Below are 18,992 nucleotides of genomic sequence, written 5' to 3'. Positions count from 1 at the left end.
GCGATGAAGATCTGTGTTCTGCCGGGTGACGGCATTGGTCCTGAAATTACTGCCCAGGCAGTGCGTGTCCTGAACTCCCTCGACCTCAAGTTCGAGATGGAAGAGGCGCTGCTCGGTGGTGGCGCGGTCGACGCGACCGGTAGCCCCTATCCGGAAGCGACCCAGAAATTGGCCCGCGAAGCCGACGCCGTGTTGCTTGGTGCGGTCGGTGGCCCGCAGTGGGACTCGTTGCCCCGCGAAAAGCGTCCGGAACGTGGCCTGCTGGGCATCCGCAAGGACCTGAACCTGTTCGCCAACCTGCGTCCGGCCATTCTCTACCCAGAATTGGCCAATGCCTCGACGCTGAAGCCGGAGGTCGTGGCGGGTCTGGATATCCTGATTGTCCGCGAGTTGACCGGCGACATCTATTTTGGCCAGCCGCGTGGCGTGCGTGAGGAAAATGGCGAGCGCGTTGGTTTCAATACCATGGTCTATAGCGAGTCGGAAATCCGCCGCATCGGCCACGTTGCTTTCCAGGCGGCACAGAAGCGCAACAAGAAGCTTTGCTCGGTCGACAAGATGAACGTGCTCGAATGCACGCAGTTGTGGCGTGACGTGATGATCGAGATCGCCCACGACTACCCGGACGTCGAACTCAGCCACATGCTGGTCGACAACGCCGCCATGCAGTTGGTCAAGGCGCCGAAGCAGTTCGACGTGATGGTGACCGGCAACATGTTCGGCGACATCCTGTCCGACGAAGCCTCGATGCTGACCGGTTCGATCGGTATGTTGCCGTCGGCCTCGCTCGACGACAAGAACAAGGGCCTCTACGAGCCGTCGCACGGCTCGGCCCCGGATATCGCCGGCAAGGGAATCGCCAATCCGCTGGCCACTATCCTGTCGGCCGCGATGATGCTGCGCTATACCTTCGGCCTCGAAGAGCAGGCACTGCGCGTCGAGAATGCGGTCAAAAAGGTCTTGGCCCAGGGCTATCGCACCGGCGACATCTACGAGCGCGGCACCAACAAGGTTGGTACCAAGGAAATGGGCGATGCCGTGCTGGCGGCGCTGGCGTAAACCGAACGGCACATTCGTGCGTTAAATACAGGTTCTATTCGGAGAGTAAGTCATGAAGAAGGTTGGTCTGGTCGGTTGGCGTGGCATGGTTGGTTCCGTGCTGATGCAGCGCATGGTCGAAGAGGGCGATTTCGCCCATATCGATCCGGTGTATTTCTCCACCTCCGCCGCGGGCGGCAAGGCGCCGCTGTTCGGTGGCAAGGAAGCCTCGCTGCCGCTGCAGGATGCTTCCAATATCGATGCACTGAAGGCCTGTGAAATCATCATCACCTGCCAGGGCGGCGACTACACCAAGGAAGTCTTCCCGAAGCTGCGTACTGCCGGCTGGAACGGTCACTGGATCGATGCCGCTTCGTCGCTGCGCATGGCCGATGATGCCGTGATCGTGCTCGATCCGGTCAACATGCACGTCATCAAGGACGCGCTGGCCAAGGGCGGCAAGAACTGGATCGGCGGCAACTGCACTGTTTCCCTGATGCTGATGGGCCTCGGCGGCCTGTTCCAGAACGACCTGATCGAATGGGCGACCTCGATGACCTACCAGGCGGCCTCCGGTGCTGGCGCGCAGAACATGCGCGAACTGATTTCGCAGATGGGGGCCATCCATTCGTCGGTTGCCGATTTGCTGGCCGACCCGGCTTCCGCCATCCTCGACATCGACCGCAAGGTGGCCGAGACCATCCGTTCCGACAGCTTCCCGAAGAAGAACTTCCGCAATACGCCGTTGGCCGGTTCGCTGATCCCGTGGATCGATGTGCCCTACGAGAACGGCCAGTCCAAGGAAGAATGGAAGGGCGGTGCCGAGTGCAACAAGATCCTCGGCAAGCCGGCTTTCCGCACGGCCGGTTCGATTCCCATCGACGGCCTGTGCGTGCGCATCGGTGCCATGCGCTGCCACAGCCAGGCGCTGACCATCAAGTTGAAGAAGGATGTGCCGCTTGATGAAATCAGTGACATGCTGGCCAAGGCTAACCCGTGGGCCAAGGTCGTGCCGAACGATCGCGAGATCTCCGAGCGCGAACTGACCCCGGCAGCAGTCACTGGTACGCTGACCGTGCCGGTCGGCCGTCTGCACAAGATGGCAATGGGCCCGGAATATCTGGCTGCCTTTACCTGTGGCGACCAGTTGCTGTGGGGCGCGGCCGAGCCGCTGCGCCGCATGTTGCGCATTCTTCTTGATGCTTGATGCTTGATGCTTGATTGTTGTTTTTTATCGGAAAAACGGGGCTTTTGCCCCGTTTTTCATTTGTTGGGAATATGCCAATGGCCGAGTGATGAGAAGCGGGTTTAGCTTGCATTGCTAAGTCCATGATGTTAATTTGAAAGTCCCAAAATTTAACGCTCAGGGTTTCGACGTGACCGAAACTAATCGCTCCCAGTTCAAGAAACGTGCAGCCGCCCTTGCGGTGGCCTCCTGTCTGTCACTCGCACCATGGGTTGCCGAGGCCGCCGGCCTGGGGAAACTTACGGTTTATTCCGGTCTGGGGCAGCCTTTGCGGGCCGAACTGGAAATCGGTGCGAGTCGTGACGAACTGGCTGGCATGACAGCGCGACTAGCTCCCGTCGATGCCTTCAAGCAGGCCGGTGTTGATTACGCCTCTGCTTTGACCGATTTGCGCTTTGTTGTCGAAAAGCGGGCAAATGGTCAATCGATTGTCAAAGTTACTTCGATCAAGCCCGTTAACGAGCCGTTTCTCGATTTCTTGGTTGAATTGAACTGGCCGTCGGGTCGCCTGGTTCGTGAATACACTTTTTTGCTCGATCCTCCCGAGATTGCCGCCAAGGGAACCGGCGGCCAGGTCTCGGTTGCCGAGGCTAAAGTTGTCGAAACGGTACGGGGCGGCGGTGCTGGCGGCAGCCAGTCGGCCGTAACGCGCAGCGCGCCGCGTCAGCCGGTAGCGGCCAAGGTGCCTGCTGAACCGAAAAGGACCGAGGCCAGCGGTTCTCGTGTTGTTCAGCCGGGTGAAACCCTGCGCAAGATCGCCAGCGAGACAAAATACGATGGCGTTTCTCTCGAACAGATGCTGGTTGGTCTGTTCCAGAGCAACCCGGATGCCTTTATCGGCAAGAATATCAATCGCCTGAAGGCGGGGGCGATTCTGGGGATTCCAGAACAGGCTGCGGTCGAGGCGGTTTCCGACGCCGATGCAAAAAAGGTCTACGTCACCCAGGCCGGCGATTGGAATGCCTATCGCCAGAAGCTGGCAGCGACCAGTGCGAAGGCGCCGGCTCGTGAAGAGTCTGCCAGCCAGGTCGCCTCCGGCAAGATAACTGCAAAGGTTGAAGAAAAGGCTGCTCCGGCTGATCAGTCGAAGGATCAGGTCAAGATCGCCAAGACCGAAGTGGTGACGAAGGGCGCTGCAGGCAAGGCGGGGGCGATTAACGAAGCGGACCAGATTGCCAAGGATAAGGCTCTGAAGGAAGCCCAGGATCGTCTGGCCTTGCTTGAGAAAAACGTTGGCGAGTTGCAGAAACTCGTTGAGATGAAAACCCAGAAGTTGGCCGAGTTGCAACAGCAATCAGCCACCAAGAAAGATGAAGTCAAGCCGGTCGAGCCGGCCAAACCGGTTGAGCCTGTCAAGGCGCCGGAGCCGCCGAAGCTTGCCGAGCCGGCCAAGGAAGCCGAACCGGTGAAGCCTGTGGAGGCTGCCAAGCCGGTCGAAGAGGCGAAGCCAGCCGAGGTCAAGCCACCGGAACCGGTCAAGCCGCCGCCTCCCGAGAAAAAGCCGGCGCCGGTGCCGTCTCCCGAACCCGAGGAGCCGAGTCTTGTCGATGGCTTGTTGAGCGATCCGCTGCCATTGGCGGGCGGTGCTGGCATTCTGGCCTTGCTGGCCGGCTACTTCATGTTGAAGCGTCGGCGCGAGCAGAGTTCGTCCGTGGAAACGACGGCGGCACCCGGTCCGTCGAGCCTTGGACCGAATTCGGTGTTCCGGATGACCGGCGGACAAAGCGTCGATACCGGCAATACGCCACCGCAAACCGGCGACTTCAGCCAGACCGGACCGGGAACGATCGATACTGACGAAGTCGATCCAGTGGCAGAAGCCGATGTTTACATGGCCTATGGGCGGGATACCCAGGCCGAGGAAATTCTTCTCGAGGCGCTGCAGAAAGACCCGCAGCGTACGGCCATTCACGCCAAGCTGCTCGAGATATACGCTAATCGGAAAAGCCTGAAGCAGTTCGAAACCCTGGCCAGTGAGTTGTATGCGCAAACCGGCGGGGCCGGCCCAGAGTGGGAAAAAGTGGCCGCGCTGGGGGCTGGGCTGGATCCTGCCAATCCCCTTTACTCCGGGGTTCAGGCGGTACCGGGGGCTAGCTTCAATCCCGATGCCACGATGATCGTTTCTAGCGAGGATCTGGGGCGGGCCACGATGGCGATGACCGGTGCCGTGCCCCCGTTGGCCGAGATCGCCAGTGTGCCGGATGAGCTGCCGCTCGAACAGGCGGCGGACACGCTGGCGCTGTCCGCTCCGGCCGAACTGGCCGTTGCCGCCGAAGCGGCCGAGGTGGAAGAGCCGATCAACGATGCGATGAGCCTCGATTTCGATCTCGGTTTGCCGGAGATTCTGCCTGAGGCGCCGGCTGCCGAGTTGCTGGAGAAGGAGGCTGGCGAAGCTTCGCCGGCTTTTGATGAGCCCTATGTCGAGACGATGGGCCTGTCGGAGTCGAATGCCCTTGATTTCGACTTGGGGGCCGCCGCGCCGGTCGCCGAAGTTTCTGAAGAGGCGCCGGTCGGTGAGTTGCATGTCGAGGCGGACGATCTGGTGGTCGATGCGGTAGATTTCGACCTCGGTGGGGCGACTCAGGCAGCGGTAGAGGTGGCCAACGTCGTCGAGTCCGAGGAGCCCGATGCCTCGCCGGACTTTTCGCCGGAAGGAACGATGGTCATGCCTTTGGAGCCAGACTCGGAAATCGATTCGGCAGTGTCGACCTTTGTCGGTGTCAATGCCATTTCCGCCTCGACCGAAGAGTCTGAAACTCCCGAGCCGCCGGTCGAGGAAGCGCCGATGGTCGATTTCGATCTCGATATCGACTCGCCGGCAACGCAGACCATGGTGAATTCGGTGCTGGAAAACGAGTCAACCGCAACCGTGGTCAATCCCTTGCCGATGCCGTCTGATGAGTTTGAGTTTGATCATCCGGAATTGGCCGCAACGTCGGTCAGCCCCGGAGTGTTGGACGCAGACTCGCTGGAGTTCGACGTCAGTCTGACGGATTCGGTTTTCCTTGGTCAGCCGATGGTGCAGCCGGATTTCGATATCGGCTCGATCAACCTTGATCTTGCCTCCGAACCGGTTCCGGGTGAGCCGGAGATGGCTGAGCTTGCCGCAACGACGGTGATGCCGGAGCCGCTTGCCGAGTCATTCGCCGATTCATTGGCCGACTCGCTTGCCGAGCCGGTCCGCGATTCACAGTGGGAAGAGGTGAATACCAAACTCGATCTGGCCAAGGCCTACGAGGAAATGGGCGATCTGGAAGGAGCCCGCGAGTTGCTGCAAGAAGTTGTTGGCGAAGGGCCGGTCGATCTGGTCGAGCAGGCGCGTGCGATTCTCGGTCGAATAGGCGAGTAAAATCCAGGCATGTGATCGGCACATGGCCCCGCAAGGGGCTGTGTGCATTTTGGGAGCCTGATTTGCATCCTTCTGCGGCCTTGGTGCTCTGGCTGGCGGGTATCGTCGCGATCCAGTTTCTCGGCTATCCCGGTCTGGGGCTGATGCTTACTGTAGCCGTTTTGAGCACGCCAGCCATTTGCCGGCCCTGGTTGGGCTACGCTCGGCGTGCACGTTGGCTATTGCTCAGCTTGTGGTTGATAGTTGCCTTCAATACGCCAGGCGAGGCCTTGCAAGACTTGTCCTGGGCGCCGACTTACGAAGGCATCGCCGAGGCCAACCTGCAGGTCGTGCGCCTGCTCAGCATGTTGGTGCTTCTCGCCTGGCTCTTTGTTCGTCTTGGGCGGGACGGCTTGTTTGGCGGCTTGTGGGGAATGCTGCTCCCCTTGCGCTACCTTGGTCTGGATACCGGGCGTCTGGTCGTCCGGCTGTCGCTGGTGCTGGAAAATTTGCAGACTGAACATGAAAAAGGGGCATGGAAAAAGATGCTGGTTGGTGAAGCGCGTTTTGTCGATGGTCCGGACAGCGTTCGCGTGGCGATGCCCAATTGGAAGATGGCGGATACGCTGCTGCTGATGATCATTGTCCTGGTCGTGCTAGGAGGTCTGCTGCTGTGAGAGTTGCCTTGGGGCTGGAATATTGCGGCACAGGTTTTCGCGGCTGGCAGAGTCAGGCGCAGGGCAAAACCGTCCAGGATGCGCTCGAGCTTGCGCTGCAGGCAATCGCCGGTTGCAAGGTCGGCGTGGTGTGTGCCGGGCGGACAGATGCCGGGGTGCATGCCAGCCAGCAAGTCGTGCACTTCGATGCGCCTGTCGAGCGGCCGCTGACGGCTTGGGTGCGCGGGGTCAATTCGCACCTGCCGGACGGCGTCGCCGTGCGCTGGGCGCAACCGGTGAGCGACGAATTTCATGCCCGTTTCAGTGCGCGCGGTCGGCGTTACCGGTATCTGTTACTCAATCGGCCACAGCGACCCGGCTTGTGGCAGGGGCGGGTCGGCTGGTTCCACGGCGCCCTCGATCTGGCGCTGATGCAGGATGCCGCCGGTCGACTGCTCGGCGAGCACGATTTCTCGGCTTTCCGGGCGGCCGAGTGTCAGGCCAAGACGCCGATCAAGACCCTGTCGCGGGCCGAGGTTCGCCAGTGCGGCAGCATGTTCGTCTTCGATTTCGAGGCGACGGCGTTTCTGCATCATATGGTGCGCAATCTGGTCGGCACGCTGGTTTATATTGGCAAGGGAACCCAGTCGCCAGGCTGGGTTGACGAATTGCTACAGGCCAGGGATCGCAAGCTGGCGGCACCGACCTTTTCGCCGGACGGTCTCTATTTTCGCGGGCCGCTCTATGAGCCGCAGTGGGCGCTGCCCGACCCGGATGACGACTTTCTCGATGGAATGCTGAAGTGAAGACCAGAATCAAGATCTGCGGCCTGACCAGTGAAACCGATGTCGATGCCGTCGTGGCGGCGGGCGCCGATGCGATCGGTTTTGTCTTCTATCCGCCCAGCCCGCGCTACGTGACGCCGCAGCAGGCTGCTGCACTGGCCAAGCGGATTCCGCCGTTTGTCGATGTCGTCGGCCTCTTCGTTAATGCCGAGCCCGAGGTCGTGCGGGCGACCTGTGCCGCGCTGCCCATCAATGTCTTGCAATTTCACGGTGATGAGGACGCGGCCTATTGCCGCCAGTTCGCCCGACCGTATCTGCGGGCGGCGCGGGTGAGGCCGGGGCTCGATCTGGTAGAATTCGCCCGCTCGTTTCCCGATGCCCGGGGTTTGTTGCTCGATGCCTTCGTCGAGGGCTACGGTGGCGGTGGCCATGTCTTCGACTGGACGCTGATTCCGCCGGCCCTCCCGGCGTTTTTGGTGTTGTCGGGCGGGCTGACCGCCGGCAATATCGGCGAGGCTATACAGCGCGTCCGGCCGGTGGCGGTTGACGTGTCGTCAGGCGTTGAAATGAGCAAGGGAATCAAGGATCACTCGAAAATTGCTGCCTTCGTGGCGGCTGTACGGAAAGCCGATGAATCAATATAACTTCCCCGATGCCAAGGGCCATTTTGGCCCCTACGGCGGTGTTTTTGTCGCCGAGACGCTGTTTGGCGCGCTTGATGAGCTGAAGGCGGCCTATGCCGCAGCCCAGGTCGATCCGGCTTTCCGTGCCGAATACGAATACGAGCTGAAGCATTTCGTCGGCCGGCCGTCGCCGATCTACCACGCCAAGCGCTGGTCCGATCTGCTCGGCGGTGCGCAGATCTACCTGAAGCGGGAAGACCTCAACCACACCGGCGCCCACAAGGTGAACAACTGCATCGGTCAGGCCATGCTCGCCAAGCGCATGGGCAAGCCGCGCGTCATCGCCGAAACCGGCGCCGGCCAGCACGGCGTGGCGACGGCAACCGTTGCCGCCCGCTACGGCATGGAATGCGTGGTCTATATGGGCAGCGAGGACGTCAAGCGCCAGGCGGCCAACGTCTATCGCATGAAGCTGCTCGGCGCCACCGTGGTGCCGGTCGAAAGTGGCTCGAAGACGCTGAAGGATGCACTGAACGAAGCGATGCGCGACTGGGTGACCAACATCCACAACACTTTTTACATCATCGGCACGGTGGCTGGCCCGCACCCCTACCCGATGCTGGTTCGCGATTTCCAGAAAATCATCGGTGAAGAATGCCTGACCCAGATGCCGGAAATGGCCGGCCGCCAGCCGGATGCGGTGATTGCCGCAGTCGGTGGCGGTTCCAATGCGATGGGTATTTTCTACCCCTACATCAATGTCGAAGGCGTTCGCCTGATCGGCGTCGAAGCGGCGGGTGACGGTGTCGAAAGCGGCCGCCACGCCGCCTCGCTGACCGCCGGCGTGCCGGGGGTGCTGCACGGCAACCGCACCTACCTGCTGCAGGACGAAGACGGCCAGATCATCGAGACCCATTCCATTTCGGCCGGCCTCGATTACCCCGGCGTCGGTCCGGAACACGCCTGGCTGAAGGATCTTGGTCGGGCCGAGTACGTCCCGATCAACGATGCCGAAGCACTTGAGGCTTTCCACAACCTGTGCCGTCTCGAAGGCATCATCCCTGCGCTTGAATCCAGCCATGCCCTGGCCTACGCCGCCAAGCTGGCGCCGACGCTGCCGAAAGACAAGATTCTGCTGGTCAACCTCTCCGGCCGGGGTGACAAGGACATGCATACCGTGGCCGAAAAATCCGGGATCGTCTTCTGATGTCGCGTATCAAATCCGCTTTTGATCGCCTCAACGGCGAAGGCCGCAAGGCGCTGATTCCCTTCATCACCGCCGGCGACCCCGATGCCGCGCTGACCCTGCCGCTGATGCATACCCTGGTCGAGGCCGGGGCCGACGTCATCGAACTCGGTGTGCCGTTTTCCGACCCAATGGCAGACGGCCCGACCATCCAGCGCGCCTCCGAACGGGCGCTGGCCAAGGGCATGACGCTGCGCAAGGTGCTGCAACTGGTCGTCGATTTCCGCAAGACCGACGTCAAGACGCCGGTTGTGCTGATGGGCTATGCCAATCCGATCGAAGCCATGGGCCTCGAAAAGTTCGCCGCGGCGGCCGCACAAGCCGGGGTCGATGGCGTGCTGGTCGTCGATTACCCGCCGGAAGAAGCGGTTGCCTTCGGCGCCGCGATCAAGGCGCAGGGCATGGATCCGATTTTCCTGCTGGCGCCGACCTCGACCGCCGCTCGCATCGAGCAGGTGGCAGGGATCGCCAGCGGTTATGTCTATTACGTCTCGCTGGCCGGGGTGACCGGTTCCGGCGCGCTCAATGTCCAGGCAGTGGCCGAGCGCCTGCCGCTGATCCGCGAAAAGACCGGCTTGCCGGTTGGGGTCGGTTTTGGCATCCGGGACGCGTCGACCGCAGCCCGCATCGCCGGTATTGCCGATGCCGTCGTCGTCGGCAGCCGGATTATTGAAGAAATTGAAAAATCCACCACCGAAACCGCCTGTGCCAATGTGAAAGCCTTGGTAGCGGATATTCGTCGTGGCGTAGATGAGGTGAAACAATGAGTTGGCTGACCAAGCTTCTGCCCCCCAAGATCAAACGCGAACAGGGCCAGCGCCGCTCGGCGTTGCCGGAAGGCCTGTGGAGCAAGTGCCCGTCCTGCGAGGCGGTGCTTTATGCGACCGATCTGGAAAACAACCTGCAGGTTTGCCCGAAGTGCGGCCATCACAATCGCCTGAACTCGCGGCAGCGTCTCGATCTGTTGCTGGATGGCGAAGGCCGTTTCGAGATCGGCGCCGAAGTTCTACCGGTCGACAGCCTGAAATTCAAGGATTCCAAGAAGTATCCGGATCGCCTGATGGAGGCCAACGAGTCCACGGGTGAGAGCGATTCGCTGGTTTGCATGCAAGGGGCGATCAAGACCATGCCGGTCGTTGCCGCCGCTTTCGAATTCGACTTCATGGGCGGTTCAATGGGCTCGGTGCTCGGCGAGCGCTTTGTCCGCGGCGTGCAAACGGCAGTCGAGCAGAAGATGCCTTTCATCTGCATCACCGCTTCCGGCGGTGCACGCATGCAGGAAGGCCTGTTCTCGCTGATGCAGATGGCGAAGACGACTGCCGCACTGACCAAGCTGTCGGAAGTCGGCATGCCGTTCATCTCGATTCTGACCGACCCGACCATGGGCGGCGTCTCGGCCTCCTTCGCTTTCGTCGGCGATGTGGTGATCGCCGAGCCGAAGGCGCTGATCGGTTTTGCCGGGCCGCGCGTCATTGAACAGACCGTCCGCGAAACCCTGCCGGAAGGCTTCCAGCGTTCCGAGTTCCTGCTTGAGAAGGGGGCCATCGACATGATCGTCGACCGGCGCGAACTGCGCGATCAGGTTGCCCGCGTCCTGGCCCTGCTGCAAAAACTGCCCGCCGCCGCTTGAAAAATATCGAAGACTGGCTGGCCCACCTCGAAGGGCTGCACCCCAAGGGGCAGGCCGGCATCGAGCTGGGCCTCGACCGCATTCGCCGGGTCAAGGATGCCCTCGGGCAAACGCAGCACTGCCCGGTCATCATTGTCGGTGGCACGAACGGCAAGGGCTCGACCTGTGCCTACCTCGAAAACATCATCGATCGGGCGGGTTACAAGGTCGGCTGTTACACCTCGCCGCACCTGCTCGCCTATAACGAGCGGGTTCGGCTGAATGGCCGCTCGGTTAGCGACGAGGCCTTGTGCGCCGCTTTTGCCCGTGTAGAAGCAGCTCGCCGGCAAGCCGGCGACGTCGCGCTGACCTATTTCGAATTCGGGACGCTGGCCGCCTGGGAAGTCTTTGCCGCAGCCGGCGTCGAGGCGGCAATCCTCGAAGTCGGGCTGGGTGGGCGGCTGGATGCGGTCAACGCCTACGAACCGGATGTTTCCATCGTCACCACTATCGCCCTCGATCATACCGACTGGCTGGGGCCGGACCGGGAAAGCATTGGCTTCGAAAAGGCCGGTATCTATCGTGCCGGCAAGCCAGCCCTCTGTGCCGACCCGAATCCACCGCAAAGCCTGCTCGATCATGCGGCAGCGATCGGTGCCGACCTGCGCCTGATTGGCCGCGACTTCGGCTTCGAACGGCCGAGTGCGGAAACCAACGAGAATCGGCTGCAGTGGCGCTGGTGGTGCCGTAGCGGTCAGCAGGTGCTGAAACGGGCGCTGGCCTATCCCGGATTGCGCGGTCCGATCCAGCTCTATAACGCGAGTGTGGTGCTGGCGGCGCTCGATGCGATCGGCGATCGTCTGCCGGTCACCATGCAGGCGATTCGTCCTGGCCTGATCGAAACCGAACTGTCCGGGCGCTTCCAGGTGATTCCCGGCAAACCGGCCATCGTGCTGGATGTCGGACACAATCCACAGGCCATCAAGGTACTGGCCGACAACCTGTCGAGCATGGGCTTCTTCAACCGCACCCATGTCGTGCTCGGCATGCTGAACGACAAGGATATTGCCGGCGCGCTGCAGGCACTGAAGGACAAGGTCGATACCTGGCACCTCGCGACGCTGGATGGTCCGCGCGGCACTAGTGCCGAGACGCTGGCCGGCATCGTCAGTGCCGCCGGGCTGGGCGGCGAGGTCATTTGCTACCCGTCACCCGAGGTCGCCATGCAGGCAGCCAAGGGGCAAGCTGCTGAAAGTGATAGAATTCTCGCCTTTGGATCGTTCTACACGGTGGCCGGGGCGCTAGTCGCGCTACGGAAAAAATCCTAGTTCATGCAAGATAACGACGCCCAGTTGCAACTCAAAAAACGCGCCCGCCGCAGGCTGGTAGGGGCGGTCGCCTTCGTCTCCGTGGTTGCCGTTGTCCTGCCCATGGTGATGGATCACGAGCCGCGGCAGGTCGTACCGGACGTCGAAATCCGCATTCCGGGCCAGGACGAAAAGCCGTTCGCGCCGAAATTTGCGGCGGCGCCGGTGGAAAAAGCCAGCGAAAAACCCGTTGTCGCGACCCCGACCGAAGCGCCTGTCGCTGCGCCGGTCGAACCGAAGGTGGCGGTCGCACCCTCGGCCCGCGTCGTTGAGGTGGCCAAGGATAAACCGGTCGAAAAGGCGACGGAAAAGCCGCCGGCCAAGGTCGAAAAACCGGCGGAAAAACCTGCCGCCAAGCCGGAGAAGCCGGCTGAAAAGCCCATCGAAAAACCTGCAGCGAAGCCCGACGACGCCAAGCGCGCCGCTGCGATTCTCGCCGGCCAGGCGGCCGAGGCAAAGCCGGCCGTCAAGTCTGGCGAATACCTGGTGCTGATCGGGGCCTTCTCCAACGAAGCGAATGTCAAGAATCTGAAAACCAAGCTCGGCGAGCAGGGTATCAAGACCTATAGCGAGCCGCTTGAGACGCCGCAGGGCAAGAAAACCCGCGTTCGGGCCGGCCCCTTCGCCAGTCGTGAAGCAGCCGAGAAGGCGCTGGAAAAGATGCAGCGGATCGGCGTTTCCGGGGTGGTGACGGCTAAGCAATGACCTGGTTTGACTATGTCGTGATCGGCATCGTCGGTCTGTCCTTGCTGTTCGGCTTGTGGCGCGGCGTGGTCGGCGAAATCATCGCGCTGATTGCCTGGGTGTTGGCGGTTTTCGCAGCGCTGGAATTTGGCGGCCAGGTTGGGCAGGCGGTATTTGGCGGCATCGCCGATCCGGCCATGCGGATGTTGGCCGGTTGTGTGTTGATTTTTGTCGGCGTTCTGGTGGCGATGTCGCTGGTACGCATGGCGGTGCGCAGTATGGTCAAGGCCTTGGGCCTGTCCGTCTCGGATCGTCTGTTGGGAATGGTCTTTGGCCTGCTGCGTGGCGTGCTGGTCACCATGGTTCTGGTTGGGCTGGGCGGCATGACGGCCGCACCCAAGCAGGCCTGGTGGCGGGATGCAACGCTGGCACCGCCTTTGGAAACAGCCGTGCTGGCAGTCAAACCCTGGCTGCCGGACGATTTGGCAAAACGAATTCGATTCAGCTAGGCAGGAAGAAACTATGTGCGGGATTCTCGGTGTGATGGCGACGTCGCCGGTTAACCAGTTGCTTTATGATGGCCTGATGGTGCTCCAGCACCGTGGCCAGGATGCAGCGGGGATTGCAACGGCGGAGGGCAATACGTTCCATCTGCATAAGGGGCCGGGGCTGGTACGCGACGTGTTCCGTACCCGCAACATGCGCGCCTTGCCCGGCAACTGGGGGATCGGCCACGTTCGTTACCCGACCGCCGGTTCGGCCTACAACTTTGCCGAATCGCAGCCCTTCTACGTCAATTCGCCGTTCGGCATCGTGCTCGGCCATAACGGCAACCTGACCAATGCTGAACAGTTGAAGGGCGAGATGTTCCGGCTCGACCGCCGTCACATCAACACCAATTCCGATTCCGAAGTCCTGCTCAACGTGCTGGCCCACGAACTGCAGTCGGCCTCGCACGGTTACGAACTAGATGTGGACAGCATCTTCCAGGCGGTAGCCGGGGTGCACCGTCGTTGTCGCGGCGCCTACGCCGTGGTGGCGCTGATTGCCGGTTACGGCCTGCTCGCCTTCCGCGATCCGTATGGCATCCGTCCGCTGGTCTATGGCCAGAACGAAACGCCGGACGGCATGGAGTATCTGGTCGCTTCCGAGTCGGTGGCGCTGGATACGCTGGGTTTCCAGATCGTGCGCGACATCGAGCCGGGCGAGGCAGTCTTCATTGACCTCAACCACCAGTTGCATAGTCGCCAGTGCGCGCAGCAGCCGACCTACGCACCGTGTATTTTCGAGTACGTCTATCTGGCCCGTCCCGATTCGGTGATCGATGGCGTTTCAGTTTACGAATCGCGTCTGGCGATGGGCGAATTGCTCGCCGAGAAGGTCAAGAAGCACATCCCGGTCGAAGAGATTGATGTCGTCATCCCGATTCCGGACTCCAGCCGGCCATCCGCCATGCAACTGGCGCAGGCGCTGGGCATCCCGTTCCGCGAGGGTTTCGTCAAGAACCGTTATGTCGGCCGGACCTTCATCATGCCGGGCCAGTCGATGCGCAAGAAATCGGTGCGCCAGAAGCTGAATACCGTTGGCCAGGAATTCAAGGGCAAACGCGTCCTGCTGGTCGATGACTCCATCGTGCGCGGTACGACCAGCCGGGAAATCGTCGAAATGGCCCGGGCCGCCGGTGCGGTGAAGGTTTACTTCGCCTCGGCGGCGCCGCCGGTACGTTTCCCGAATGTGTACGGCATCGACATGCCGACCCGTTCCGAACTGATCGCCACCGGTCGTGACGATGCCGGCATCGCCGAAGAAATCGGTGCCGATGCGCTGGTCTATCAGGATCTCGACGCGCTGAAGCAGTCGATCACCTCGATCCGTGCCGACCTGAACGTTTTCGATGCCTCCTGCTTTGACGGCTGCTACATCACCGGCGACATCGACGAGTATTACCTCGATGCCGTCGAAGGCAAGCGCGGCGGCAAGGCGAGCAAGGGCAATGACGACGATGGCGACGGCAAGGCCTCGCAGCAACTGGTACTTGGCCTGGCACCGGGACAGGACTGATGAGCGAGCGGCCCAACTACCGTCCTGAAACCCTGGCCGTGCGTGCCGGGCAGGAGCGCAGCCAGTTTGGCGAGCATTCGGAAGCGCTGTATCTGACTTCGAGCTTCGTCTTCAAGAGTGCCGCTCAGGCAGCCAAGCGTTTTTCCGGCGAGGAGGAGGGCAACGTCTATGCCCGTTTTTCCAATCCGACGGTGACGATGTTCGAAGAACGTCTCGCGGCCCTGGAAGGGGCCGAGGATTGCGTTGCCACGGCGAGCGGCATGGCGGCGATCATGGCGGCGGTGCTGGCCCATCTGAAGAACGGCGATCACATCGTCGCCTCCAGCGGCCTGTTCGGCGCCACCATCAACCTTTTTTCCAACATCCTGTCACGCACCGGGATCAGCACCAGCTTCGTGTCGCAGACCGATCCGGCGGCCTGGGAAGCGGCGATCCGCCCCGAAACAAAGCTCTTTTTCCTGGAAACGCCGTCCAACCCGCTGACCGAAATTGCCGATATTCGAGCGTTGACCGCAGTCGCCCACGCCCGGGGCATTCTGGTCGTGGTCGATAACTGTTTCTGCACACCGATCCTGCAACGGCCGCTCGAAATGGGGGCCGATCTGGTCATCCACTCGGCGACCAAGTATCTCGATGGTCAGGGCCGCGTGCTGGGCGGTGCGGTCTGCGGTTCGAAGAAGCTGACCGAGGAAGTTTTCAAATACCTGCGCACGGCCGGTCCGACGCTGTCCGCCTTCAATGCCTGGGTCCTGCTCAAGGGCTTGGAAACGCTGAAGATCCGGATCGAGGCCCAGGCCGCCAACGCGCAGCAACTGGCGAGCTGGCTGGAAGCCCACCCCAAGGTGGCGCGCGTTTTTTACCCCGGCCTGCCGTCACACCCGCAGTATGAGCTGGCCAAAACCCAGCAGAAATCCGGCGGGGCCATCGTTTCCTTCGAAGTGAAGGGCGCTCGCGAGCAAGCCTGGCAGGTCGTCGATAACTGCCAACTGCTGTCCATTACCGCCAATCTCGGCGACACCAAGACCACCATTACCCATCCTGCCTCCACCACGCATGGCCGCATCTCCCCGGAAGCCCGGGCCGCGGCCGGCATCAGCGACGGCCTGCTGCGCATTGCAGTCGGCCTCGAAGCGGTGGAAGACCTGCAAGCCGACCTCGACCGGGGTCTGGCGCTCATCTGATTTATCAGCGGCACCCGGCCAGCGGCCGGGTTGCCCGCACGGAGTTCCCATGCAATTCACCGATCTCGGCCTCAAGGCCGAAATCCTGCGCGCCGTCAGCGAGCAGGGTTACGACACCCCAACCCCGATCCAGCAACAGGCCATTCCGGCCGTGATGACCGGCCGCGACCTGATGGCCACGGCGCAGACCGGTACCGGCAAGACCGCCGGCTTCACACTGCCCATCCTGCATCGCTTGGCTAGTGGTCCGAACGACCGCCTGACCCGCGTTTCCAAGACGCCGCGCGTGCTGGTCCTGACGCCGACCCGCGAACTGGCCATCCAGGTCGAGGAAAGCGTGCGCACCTATGGCAAGCATCTGCCGATCAACTCGCTGGCCGTCTTCGGCGGTGTCGGCATAAATCCGCAGATCGCCAACCTGCGCCGCGGCGTCGATATCCTGGTCGCGACGCCGGGCCGTCTGCTCGACCACGTGCAACAGCGTACGGTCGACCTCTCCGCCATCGAGATTTTCGTCCTCGACGAAGCCGACCGCATGCTCGACATGGGCTTCATCCGCGATATCCGCAAGATCATCGCGCTGTTGCCGAAGCAGCGGCAGAACCTGATGTTCTCGGCCACCTTCTCGCCGGAAATCCGCGAACTGGCCGGCGGCCTGCTGCATAACCCGGCTTCGGTCGATGTTGCAGCACGCAATACGGCGGCCGAGACGGTGACCCAGCGCGTCATCGAAACCGACCGCGAGAAGAAGAAGGAATTGCTCTGTCACCTGTTCGAGACGCGCGGCTGGCATCAGGTGCTGGTCTTCGCCCGCACCAAGCACGGCGCCGATGCGCTGGCCCGGACGCTGGACAAGGCCGGCATCAAGTCGGCGGCGATCCACGGCGACAAGTCGCAGGGCGCCCGCACCCGTGCCCTGACCGATTTCAAGGACGGCAAGCTGGTGGCGCTGGTGGCGACCGACATCGCGGCCCGCGGTATCGACATCGACGCGCTGCCTTACGTCATCAATTACGAGTTGCCGAACGTGGCCGAAGATTATGTGCACCGTATCGGCCGGACCGGCCGGGCCGGCATGGAAGGCGAGGCAATCTCGCTAGTCTGCCACGATGAACGCCCCAATCTGCGCGATATCGAAAAGCTGATCAAGCGCTCGCTAGAACGTGTCGTGATTCCCGGCTTCGAACAATCGGCCACTGCCGCACCGCGTCCGGTCCAGCCGCCGCGTGGCGCGCGCAAGCCGCAACCGGGCCGGCCGCAAGGGCAAAAAGCACCGCAAAAGCCGGGTGGACCGCAGCAACATCGCAGCGGCAGCCGGCACCGCTGATTTGCATTGATTTACCCGGCTCCGGCCGGGTTTTTGCTTGTCGGGGCCCCAAAAAACGTCTACTGTGGAAACTAAGGCTGTAAGTTCATATTGTTAACGCAGTTTTCTAAGGTATTTTGGAGGTCGGGATGCCCCCCCCGCAAAAAGTTCGTCTGGGTGACTTGCTGATTCAGCAAGGTTTGCTGACTGAAGAGCAACTCAAGCTTTCCCTGGATGAACAAAAACGCACTGGTCGCAAGCTGGGGCGGGTATTTGTCGAAAGCGGCTACGTCACCGAAGAGGGGATTTCGCAGGCCCTGGCCCGCCAGTTGCGCATCCCCTTCATTGACCTCAAGAGCTTCACCCCCAAGCCTGACCTGATCAAGCTGTTGCCGGAGGCCCCGGCTCGGCGTTTCAGGGCCATGGTCCTCGACCAGTTGCCCGATGGCCAGCTACAGATCGGCATGTCCGATCCGACCGACCTGCAGGCCTATGACGAGATCAGCCGTCTGGTCAAACGCGAGATCGATCTCGCTGTGCTGACCGAAAGCCAGCTATTGGCGATGATCGACCGCGTCTATCATCGCGGCGAGCAAATTACCGGTCTGGCCAAGGAACTGACCGCCGAGCTCGGCGACATGCCGATCGAGTTCGGTGACCTGCTCGGCCTGTCGCCGGGTGCCGAAGATGCGCCGGTCGTCAAGTTGTTGCAGACCGTGTTCGAGGAAGCCATGCGCCTGCGTGCTTCCGACATACACTTCGAGCCGCAGGAAAAGGGGCTGCGCATCCGCTTCCGGATCGACGGCGTGCTGCACGTGCAGACCGAGGCTGATGCCAAGATTTCGCCGGCCGTGGCACTGCGCCTGAAGCTGATGTCCGGGCTGGATATTTCCGAAAAGCGCTTGCCGCAGGATGGCCGCTTCCACATCAAGGTGCGCGGCAATCCGGTCGACGTGCGGATCTCGACGCTGCCGACCCAGTTTGGCGAGTCGGTCGTCATGCGCCTGCTCAACCAGAATACCGGCCTGCTCGGGCTGGACAAGACGGGCATGCCGGAACGCGTGCTCGAGCGCTTCCGCCACTCGTTGAAGCGGCCGAGCGGCATGGTGCTGGTAACAGGGCCAACAGGCTCCGGCAAGACGACGACGCTGTACGCAGCGCTAAACGAACTGAACAGCAGCGAAAAGAAGGTCATCACCGTCGAAGACCCGGTCGAATACCGCCTGCCCGGCCTGAACCAGGTGCAGGTGCACGAAAAAATTGATCTCTCCTTCTCGCGCGTGCTGCGCACCGTGCTGCGGCAAGACCCGGACATCGTGCTGATCGGCGAAATGCGTGACCAGGAAACGGCGGAAATCGGCATGCGGGCGGCGATGACCGGCCACCTGGTGCTATCGACGCTGCATACCAACGATGCCATTTCGACGCCGATTCGCCTGCTCGACATGGGGGTGCCGCGCTACATGGTAGCGCTGTCGGTGCACATGGTGATGGCCCAGCGTCTGGTTCGCGTGATCTGCAGCAATTGCCATGACGTCTACACGCCAACCCCGGCCGAACATGAATGGCTGCGTTACGAGCTAGGCGACGAGGTGGCGCGCCACACCTACCATCAGGGCCGTGGGTGCGCGCATTGCGGCAACACCGGCTACCAGGGACGGACCGGTGTCTACGAGTTTCTCGAAATGAGCGATGCGGTGGTCGAGGCGGTCAACCATGGCGATCCCAGCGAATTCATGCGCGTCGCCCGCCAGCAGATGGCTGGCGAGACCTTGCGGCGTGATGCCGTGCGGCTGGTTCTGGCCGGCCGGACCAGCGTCGCCGAGGCGATGCGGATCAGCAACCAGTTCGAGGAATAAGGA

Annotated in this window: 16 protein-coding genes; all 16 read left to right on the top strand. The window is 61.9% G+C overall.

Annotated features, from left to right (window positions below; all coding sequences use genetic code 11):
- Window positions 1–3: 3 nt before the first annotated feature.
- The 16 genes from leuB (at window position 4) to GH663_RS09500 (ending at window position 18,989) form a co-directional block, all read left to right on the top strand.
- Window positions 4–1,059 carry a 3-isopropylmalate dehydrogenase gene (leuB, locus tag GH663_RS09575; RefSeq protein WP_153131407.1) on the top strand — a complete coding sequence of 352 codons (1,056 nt, stop codon included), beginning with the start codon at window positions 4–6 and terminating at the stop codon, window positions 1,057–1,059.
- A gap of 52 nt (window positions 1,060–1,111) precedes the next feature.
- On the top strand, window positions 1,112–2,245 hold the full coding sequence (gene asd / locus GH663_RS09570) for an aspartate-semialdehyde dehydrogenase (RefSeq protein ID WP_153131406.1): 1,134 nt from the start codon (window positions 1,112–1,114) through the stop codon (window positions 2,243–2,245).
- A gap of 169 nt (window positions 2,246–2,414) precedes the next feature.
- The gene (locus GH663_RS09565; RefSeq protein ID WP_153131405.1) at window positions 2,415–5,633 is read left to right on the top strand and encodes a motility hub landmark protein FimV; all 3,219 of its coding nucleotides are present in this window, start codon (window positions 2,415–2,417) and stop codon (window positions 5,631–5,633) included.
- A gap of 62 nt (window positions 5,634–5,695) precedes the next feature.
- Window positions 5,696–6,289, top strand: coding sequence for a hypothetical protein (locus tag GH663_RS09560; protein WP_153131404.1), 594 nt, complete (start codon window positions 5,696–5,698; stop codon window positions 6,287–6,289).
- Window positions 6,286–7,074, top strand: coding sequence for a tRNA pseudouridine(38-40) synthase TruA (truA, locus tag GH663_RS09555; RefSeq protein ID WP_153131403.1), 789 nt, complete (start codon window positions 6,286–6,288; stop codon window positions 7,072–7,074). Before GH663_RS09560 ends, truA begins: the two co-directional genes overlap by 4 nt.
- Window positions 7,071–7,697 carry a phosphoribosylanthranilate isomerase gene (locus GH663_RS09550; RefSeq protein WP_153131402.1) on the top strand — a complete coding sequence of 209 codons (627 nt, stop codon included), beginning with the start codon at window positions 7,071–7,073 and terminating at the stop codon, window positions 7,695–7,697. The genes truA and GH663_RS09550 overlap by 4 nt, the downstream gene beginning before the upstream one ends.
- The gene (gene trpB, locus GH663_RS09545) at window positions 7,684–8,883 is read left to right on the top strand and encodes a tryptophan synthase subunit beta (RefSeq protein ID WP_153131401.1); all 1,200 of its coding nucleotides are present in this window, start codon (window positions 7,684–7,686) and stop codon (window positions 8,881–8,883) included. Before GH663_RS09550 ends, trpB begins: the two co-directional genes overlap by 14 nt.
- Window positions 8,883–9,689, top strand: coding sequence for a tryptophan synthase subunit alpha (gene trpA, locus GH663_RS09540; protein ID WP_153131400.1), 807 nt, complete (start codon window positions 8,883–8,885; stop codon window positions 9,687–9,689). The genes trpB and trpA overlap by 1 nt, the downstream gene beginning before the upstream one ends.
- The gene (gene accD, locus GH663_RS09535) at window positions 9,686–10,552 is read left to right on the top strand and encodes an acetyl-CoA carboxylase, carboxyltransferase subunit beta (protein WP_153131399.1); all 867 of its coding nucleotides are present in this window, start codon (window positions 9,686–9,688) and stop codon (window positions 10,550–10,552) included. Before trpA ends, accD begins: the two co-directional genes overlap by 4 nt.
- The gene (gene folC / locus GH663_RS09530) at window positions 10,549–11,859 is read left to right on the top strand and encodes a bifunctional tetrahydrofolate synthase/dihydrofolate synthase (protein ID WP_153131398.1); all 1,311 of its coding nucleotides are present in this window, start codon (window positions 10,549–10,551) and stop codon (window positions 11,857–11,859) included. Before accD ends, folC begins: the two co-directional genes overlap by 4 nt.
- Before the next feature lie 3 nt (window positions 11,860–11,862).
- The gene (locus GH663_RS09525; protein WP_153131397.1) at window positions 11,863–12,603 is read left to right on the top strand and encodes an SPOR domain-containing protein; all 741 of its coding nucleotides are present in this window, start codon (window positions 11,863–11,865) and stop codon (window positions 12,601–12,603) included.
- Window positions 12,600–13,091, top strand: a complete 492-nt coding sequence (locus GH663_RS09520; RefSeq protein WP_066883704.1) for a CvpA family protein — start codon at window positions 12,600–12,602, stop codon at window positions 13,089–13,091. Before GH663_RS09525 ends, GH663_RS09520 begins: the two co-directional genes overlap by 4 nt.
- A gap of 13 nt (window positions 13,092–13,104) precedes the next feature.
- Window positions 13,105–14,643, top strand: a complete 1,539-nt coding sequence (gene purF, locus GH663_RS09515; protein WP_153131396.1) for an amidophosphoribosyltransferase — start codon at window positions 13,105–13,107, stop codon at window positions 14,641–14,643.
- The gene (locus tag GH663_RS09510; RefSeq protein ID WP_153131395.1) at window positions 14,643–15,824 is read left to right on the top strand and encodes an O-succinylhomoserine sulfhydrylase; all 1,182 of its coding nucleotides are present in this window, start codon (window positions 14,643–14,645) and stop codon (window positions 15,822–15,824) included. The genes purF and GH663_RS09510 overlap by 1 nt, the downstream gene beginning before the upstream one ends.
- Before the next feature lie 49 nt (window positions 15,825–15,873).
- Window positions 15,874–17,151: a DEAD/DEAH box helicase gene (locus GH663_RS09505; RefSeq protein WP_083518393.1), complete on the top strand. Its 1,278-nt coding sequence runs from the start codon at window positions 15,874–15,876 to the stop codon at window positions 17,149–17,151.
- A 128-nt stretch (window positions 17,152–17,279) separates the two neighbouring features.
- The gene (locus GH663_RS09500; RefSeq protein WP_153131394.1) at window positions 17,280–18,989 is read left to right on the top strand and encodes a GspE/PulE family protein; all 1,710 of its coding nucleotides are present in this window, start codon (window positions 17,280–17,282) and stop codon (window positions 18,987–18,989) included.
- Window positions 18,990–18,992 lie beyond the last annotated feature (3 nt).

It is taken from the genome of Dechloromonas hortensis, from assembly GCF_009469765.1.
Taxonomy (GTDB): domain Bacteria; phylum Pseudomonadota; class Gammaproteobacteria; order Burkholderiales; family Rhodocyclaceae; genus Azonexus; species Azonexus hortensis.
This window is presented reverse-complemented; position numbering and strand designations above follow the sequence as displayed.

Coding starts and splice junctions, on each gene's coding strand:
- purF (WP_153131396.1), top strand. CDS start 13,105: ATGTGCGGGATTCTCGGTGTGATGGCGACGTCGCCGGTTAACCAGTTG.
- GH663_RS09510 (WP_153131395.1), top strand. CDS start 14,643: ATGAGCGAGCGGCCCAACTACCGTCCTGAAACCCTGGCCGTGCGTGCC.
- GH663_RS09520 (WP_066883704.1), top strand. CDS start 12,600: ATGACCTGGTTTGACTATGTCGTGATCGGCATCGTCGGTCTGTCCTTG.
- leuB (WP_153131407.1), top strand. CDS start 4: ATGAAGATCTGTGTTCTGCCGGGTGACGGCATTGGTCCTGAAATTACT.
- asd (WP_153131406.1), top strand. CDS start 1,112: ATGAAGAAGGTTGGTCTGGTCGGTTGGCGTGGCATGGTTGGTTCCGTG.
- GH663_RS09525 (WP_153131397.1), top strand. CDS start 11,863: ATGCAAGATAACGACGCCCAGTTGCAACTCAAAAAACGCGCCCGCCGC.
- trpB (WP_153131401.1), top strand. CDS start 7,684: ATGAATCAATATAACTTCCCCGATGCCAAGGGCCATTTTGGCCCCTAC.
- accD (WP_153131399.1), top strand. CDS start 9,686: ATGAGTTGGCTGACCAAGCTTCTGCCCCCCAAGATCAAACGCGAACAG.
- trpA (WP_153131400.1), top strand. CDS start 8,883: ATGTCGCGTATCAAATCCGCTTTTGATCGCCTCAACGGCGAAGGCCGC.
- GH663_RS09505 (WP_083518393.1), top strand. CDS start 15,874: ATGCAATTCACCGATCTCGGCCTCAAGGCCGAAATCCTGCGCGCCGTC.
- GH663_RS09500 (WP_153131394.1), top strand. CDS start 17,280: ATGCCCCCCCCGCAAAAAGTTCGTCTGGGTGACTTGCTGATTCAGCAA.